Origin of the sequence: Shewanella sp. (assembly GCF_013214165.1) — a bacterium.
Classification (GTDB): Bacteria; Pseudomonadota; Gammaproteobacteria; order Enterobacterales; family Shewanellaceae; genus Shewanella.
In genome coordinates this window covers 1-5536 of sequence record NZ_JABSSM010000140.1, presented here as the reverse complement: position 1 = coordinate 5536, position 5536 = coordinate 1, and the positions used below count along the sequence as shown (strand labels likewise).

Annotated in this window: 5 protein-coding genes; 3 read left to right on the top strand and 2 right to left on the bottom strand. The window is 42.0% G+C overall.

All coding sequences use genetic code 11. From position 1 onward, the window contains the following. Positions 1-258: 258 nt before the first annotated feature. Positions 259-2403, bottom strand: coding sequence for an EAL domain-containing protein (locus tag HRU42_RS20355; protein ID WP_295033834.1), 2145 nt, complete (start codon positions 2401-2403; stop codon positions 259-261). A 239-nt stretch (positions 2404-2642) separates the two neighbouring features. Between HRU42_RS20355 and HRU42_RS20350 the strand changes: the two genes are divergently transcribed. From HRU42_RS20350 to rplY, 3 genes are all read left to right on the top strand, one after another. After that, positions 2643-4031 carry a L,D-transpeptidase family protein gene (locus tag HRU42_RS20350; RefSeq protein ID WP_295033832.1) on the top strand — a complete coding sequence of 463 codons (1389 nt, stop codon included), beginning with the start codon at positions 2643-2645 and terminating at the stop codon, positions 4029-4031. Positions 4032-4136: 105 nt separating this feature from the next. Further along, complete coding sequence (locus tag HRU42_RS20345) at positions 4137-4688, top strand: DUF882 domain-containing protein (RefSeq protein WP_295033831.1); 552 nt, start codon at positions 4137-4139, stop codon at positions 4686-4688. A 145-nt stretch (positions 4689-4833) separates the two neighbouring features. Continuing rightward, a complete protein-coding gene (gene rplY / locus HRU42_RS20340; protein ID WP_295033829.1) occupies positions 4834-5121 on the top strand; it encodes a 50S ribosomal protein L25 in 288 nt (95 codons plus the stop codon). Positions 5122-5183: 62 nt separating this feature from the next. On the opposite strand, the gene HRU42_RS20335 is transcribed toward rplY, so the two are convergent. Then, a partial coding sequence (locus HRU42_RS20335; RefSeq protein ID WP_295033827.1) for a SpoVR family protein occupies positions 5184-5536 on the bottom strand: 353 nt, incomplete at its 5' end.

Here is a 5536-nt window from a genome sequence, read left to right as displayed (position 1 = left end):
CTGACAATAGTCAGGGCTTTTTTGTACTTGAATATCCTAAACAAGATTTAAAATCCCTCGCTACTCTTGATAGGGCACGTGCCGGTTCAAGTCCGGCCTCGGGTACCATCATTTAAGCCCTGACAATAGTCAGGGCTTTTTTGTACTTGAATATCCTAAACAAGATTTAAAATCCCTCGCTACTCTTCTCTTGATAAGAGCGGGCACGCGCCTATTCAACTCTCTACTTCTAAGACTGGCCTCGGGTATCATCATTTTTCAGTTGGTATTTCTATTGACCGTTAGTTTTAAAGGGCAAACTGGAGCAGTAGATGAGATGAGTGAATCAATCTGTTCCTTGGCGATAGGCTTACTAAAATAGTATCCTTGAATTTTGTCACAACCTAGGGCTATAACACTGTCCAGTTGCTTCTTAGACTCGACGCCTTCTGCGACTATACTCATGTCGAATGCATCTGCAATGGTTATGATAGCTTTAACTAAAGCCCATGTCTTATCGCATGTCCCTAGACGTTGAATAAAGCATTGATCAATTTTGATTATATCGAAGGGTAAATTCTGTAAGTAATTCAGTGAGGAGTATCCGGTGCCAAAATCATCGAGAGCGAGCAAAAAACCCATGGATTTAAGGGTATTCACGGTTCTTGTTACACATTCAGAATGCTCCAAAAATGCAGTTTCTGTGATCTCAAATGTGAGTTTAGAAAATGGAAACTTGAAGCGACAAAGTATATCTTCGAGTCGATCTAAAAAATCGTGAGCATTAAGCTGTTTGGCTGATAGATTAACCGCGAGGGTGAGATGGCGGGTATGAATAGATTCTTGCCACTCTTGTAGTAAGGTACAGGCCTGTATAAGGACTGCTTGGCCTAAGTCATATATGAGTCTGGACTGTTCGGCGATGGGAATGAATTGTGCTGGTGAAATACGAGGTTGGTTATCTATTTGTGGCCATCTGACTAGGGCTTCAAAGCCTATGAATCTATCCTCTTCGATGGAATATTGGCCTTGATAATACACTTCTAGCTGTTTACGTTCTAAGATCTGACGTAATTGGTTCTGTATGTAAGCCTGCTTTTTAGCCTGCTCCGACATCGAAGGAACAAAAATCTGGTAACAGTTTCTTCCTGCCGCTTTAGCGGCATATAAGGCGATATCGGCCCACTTGAGTAACGTTGCTTTATCTGGCGCGCCATTATTGCAGCAGGAGATGCCGATACTCGTCTCTATTGAAATCTCTTTGTCTTCTATAATGCATGGCACAGCGATAAGGGTACCAATTTTTTTGGCGATCTCCTCTGCATCGATATTCGAATTGCAATCTTCGAGTAAGATTGCAAATTCATCACCCCCTAATCTAGCAGCGATATCCGTCTCTCTAAGCATAGATTTAAGCCGTATTGAAATTTTTTGGAGTAGGGCATCACCGATATCATGGCCTAAGGTGTCATTGATTAGCTTGAAACGGTCCAAATCTAAGAGAAGTAATACTATCGAAGTATTATAGCGTTTCGAACGCTTGATTGCCTGGGCAAGTCTATCGTGAAAGTAGGTCCTATTCACTAGCTGAGTTAATGTATCGTAACTGGCTAAATGGACCAGGCGACTTTCCATTTCGAGCCTTGCTGTGATGTCTTGGAAAAGGATGATCATGGAAGAATCTGCATGTTGCATGGCAGAAGTACATGTCAATTCGACCTGTAAATTCTCATTTTTGTGATTGATTAATTGAGCGACTTGATGCTGATACAGCCCTAGTTTTGTGACTTTATCTTTAAGGTGCTGGAACAGAGTCTGGCCTCTTATCTCGTTGGCTTGCCACTGAAACCACAGATTAAAAGCCGCCCCCAGAATCTTTTTGGGCTCAGTATCTAGTATTTGGCATGCCTTGGAGTTGGAGAATTGTATGTCTCCTTTTTTATCGACTTTAATGACCCCTTGACCCGCAGCTTCAAGAATAACTTCTCGTTCACTCTTCAAGTAATGGGTTTTTGATTGTAGTTGGTCAATTTTTACAAACTGTTTGACCTTGCTGAGTAAAATCGTGCTTTCAATCGGCTTGGTCAAATAGTCTATGGCACCGGCTTCGTAAGCTTTTAATATATCGGCTGCGGAGGGGTCGTGGGCCGTCAACATGACGATAGGAGTATGTTTATGGGCTTCGGTAGCAGAAATTAACTCAGCAACCTCATAGCCATCCATGTCTGGCATGTTAACGTCGAGTAAGACGACTGCAAATTTATCATTTATCAGCTTAGATAATGCCTCGCTGCCTGAGCAGGCCAGTACAAGCTGGATATTGGTTAAGGGCTGCAATACCTTCGCCAAAGCGATGCTATTATTGCGCAGATCATCAACGATGAGAATTTTGCTTACGTGCAGATCCATTTTCTCATCATTCATATACCGTCCTTGGGATTGAGGCGAGAGGTCTTCGATTAACTGAGTGTAGACTAGAATTTGATAACTTCCCTAATTTTAGGATTATGTATTTAAACCGTTTGTCCTGTGACCTAGGTAATCTTCCTTTCGTATTCTACTCAGCCCATCTTAAATTTTGCCATACTTAAACCACTCGCCAAATATGTTTAAATTTGGTGAAATATTCGGAGATTGCATCTGTCGGTCATGGAGGTGAATTTATGTTTACAAGGTGTTCGAGTGCCATTGTGTTCGTGCTCTTAATTATGTTGTTCTGTACCAGACCACTCCTTGCTATGGAACGCTCTGAAGCCGCATTTAATTCATTGATCTATCAAGTTCAATTTGTACGATTAATTAAACCATCAAAGAAAATTGAACAAGATTATAGGGCATTGACCTTAGGGCCCATGGAGCTAAAACGAGCCAGAGTCGAGCGGATTAAATCTGAACTGCAGCAATTTTGGGCATCCCTAGGGATCCCCACCAACGCAATGAACATGAAACACTCGGATAATTTGCTTCAACAGGTGCTCGCTTTGGAGCCGCTCTCTAAGGACTATCTAGCCACGAGTAATAAGATCCGCTACTTACTCTGGCTAGATCAGCAAGGGGACTGGAGTGAATTAGCCTCCAGCTCTTGGTTAAAGCAGGGCCATAAATATCGCTTGCTACCTGAAATCAGTCGCAGATTAAAAGGGCTTGGCGATATGGCAGAGTACAATCCGCTCAGTACCCTGTTTGATGCTAATGTTAAAAATTCGGTTAGACTTTTTCAACAGCGTCATGGCTTGAAAATAGACGGAATTATTGGTCCTAAAACGCTACGCTGGATCAATATTAAGCCCGTGAAACGGGCTGAGTTGTTAGCGATTAATTTTATAAATAAGACCCGTTACTTAGCCTCCATAGAGCCTAGTTTTTTAATTATCAACATTCCTGCATTTGAGTTAGAACTTATCGACAATGGTCAAGTGGCGTTGCAGTCTCGGGTGATAGTCGGTAAACCTTATCGTCAAACTCCCTTGTTAAGCAGTCGAATTTCAAACCTAGTGATAAACCCAAGCTGGCATGTCCCCAGGAGTTTATTAACTCGAGATTTATTACCTAAGGTCAGGAAAAATGGCGGTTATATTCAGGATGGAAATTTCAATGTTTTCGATAATCAGGGGGAAATGGTGAGTAAAACCGCGCAAGAGTGGCAAGATTTAGCCCATGGTCGTTTTCCTTATCGCCTCGTTCAAAAGCCAGGAGAGGGCAATACCTTAGGACGCTATAAATTTTACTTTAAGAATAAATACAGTGTCTACCTACACGATACCGCTGACAAGGCGTTGTTTGCAGAGTCCAATCGTGCACTTTCATCCGGATGTATACGTATCGATAAGGTCGAGGAACTGGCTAACTGGATGGCATCAAATTTGGTTATAGATAAGCAGACCTGGGTCGAGATGCAGGCTGAACGTCAAAAGACTCAATGGTTTTCTTTAGAGCAGAGTTTACCCATTCATCTGGTTTACTGGACCGCTTGGGTCGATAAATGGGCTGTTGCTCAATTTAGAAACGATATATACCATAAAAATTCTACACTTAACTTGGCATCCCCATAAGCCTGTCATTCTCACCCACACATTTTTTATTGTTCACTTGATATTTGTCAGCTTTCAGTTTAATTTGTCATCTGTTTTTGGTTAAAAAATGATCAGGGTGGTTGTGTGTCTGTAGTATGTCCAACTCGTAGGCAGTTGTTGCTAGGTCTTAGTGGCGCAGCAATGATTTCGATGGTTCCTTCTAAAGTTTATGCAAGTCGTTCGACGCAAGGCGTTCGTAGTTTAGGTTTACACAATTTGCATACTGGGGAACGTGGGCAAGGAAGCTATTGGGTTGATGGAAATTACCAAAGTGAGATTTTGTCAGATTTTAGTCATATCTTGAGAGATCATAGGCGCAATGAATCGGCGCCTATGGATAAACGTCTCTATGACTTACTATTTAAGCTCAAAGAATCGCTTAACATAGAGCAAGAATTCAATGTTATCTCCGGATATCGTTCACCTAAGACTAACGCCATGTTAGCGGCTAAAAGCAGTGCTGTAGCCAAGAAGAGCTATCACATGAGAGGCATGGCGATGGATATTGCGCTTAAGGATGTGAAGTTGAGTCATCTGCGTGATGCGGCCATTGAACTTAAGTTAGGCGGTGTCGGCTATTACCCAAGATCTGGATTTATTCATGTCGATACTGGGCCGGTCCGTTCTTGGTCATAAATAATGGATGACTCTTTACGCGCGCCATAATAAACAGTTTGTTAGGCCTATGGCGTTATGTTACTATTTCGCCGCGTAAAAACGTCCTTGCTGGTCGAAAGTAAGGACACTCTGAAATTAATATTACTTTTTAAGTGAGAAAAACATGTCTTATACAATTGCTGCTGAAATCCGCACTGAAATCGGGAAAGGTTCGAGCCGCCGCCTACGTCATGCGGACAAAGTTCCTGCTGTTATCTATGGTGCTGGTAAAGAGCCTATCTCTATCAAGTTTGCCCAAAAAGATATCATCAACATTCAAGAAAACAAAGAATTCTACACTGACGTTCTGACTATCGCTGTCGATGGTAAAGAAGTGAAGGTTCGTGTACAGGCAATGCAGCGTCACGCATTCAAGACTCTTATTGAGCATGTTGATTTCACATTCGCATAATCTTTATAAGTAAATGTTTAAAGCGCCTGTTGGCGCTTTTTTTGTGGCCAGTGTTTATCGCTCTATAGGTCATCTGACTCCTTTTGCTTGTCGGGACAAGCGGCAATAATCGTGGCTATGCCTTGCTCGTTAACCTCTTCCAATCTGATATCAAATCCCCAGAGCCGATGTAAATGCTTTACCACTTCCTGGCAACTTTTAGCTAAAGGCATTTGATTGGTGGGAATATGTTGTAGGGTAAGTGAGCGATCGCCGCTGACTTCAACCCGATGGATCTGAATATTGGGCTCAAGATTGGAAAGATTGTACTGTTGAGATAACATTTGACGTATATCTTGATATCCCTGCTCATCATGAATCGCTGAGACTGAAAGGTAGTTTTTCTTATCATCATCCAAAATACTGAACAGTTTAA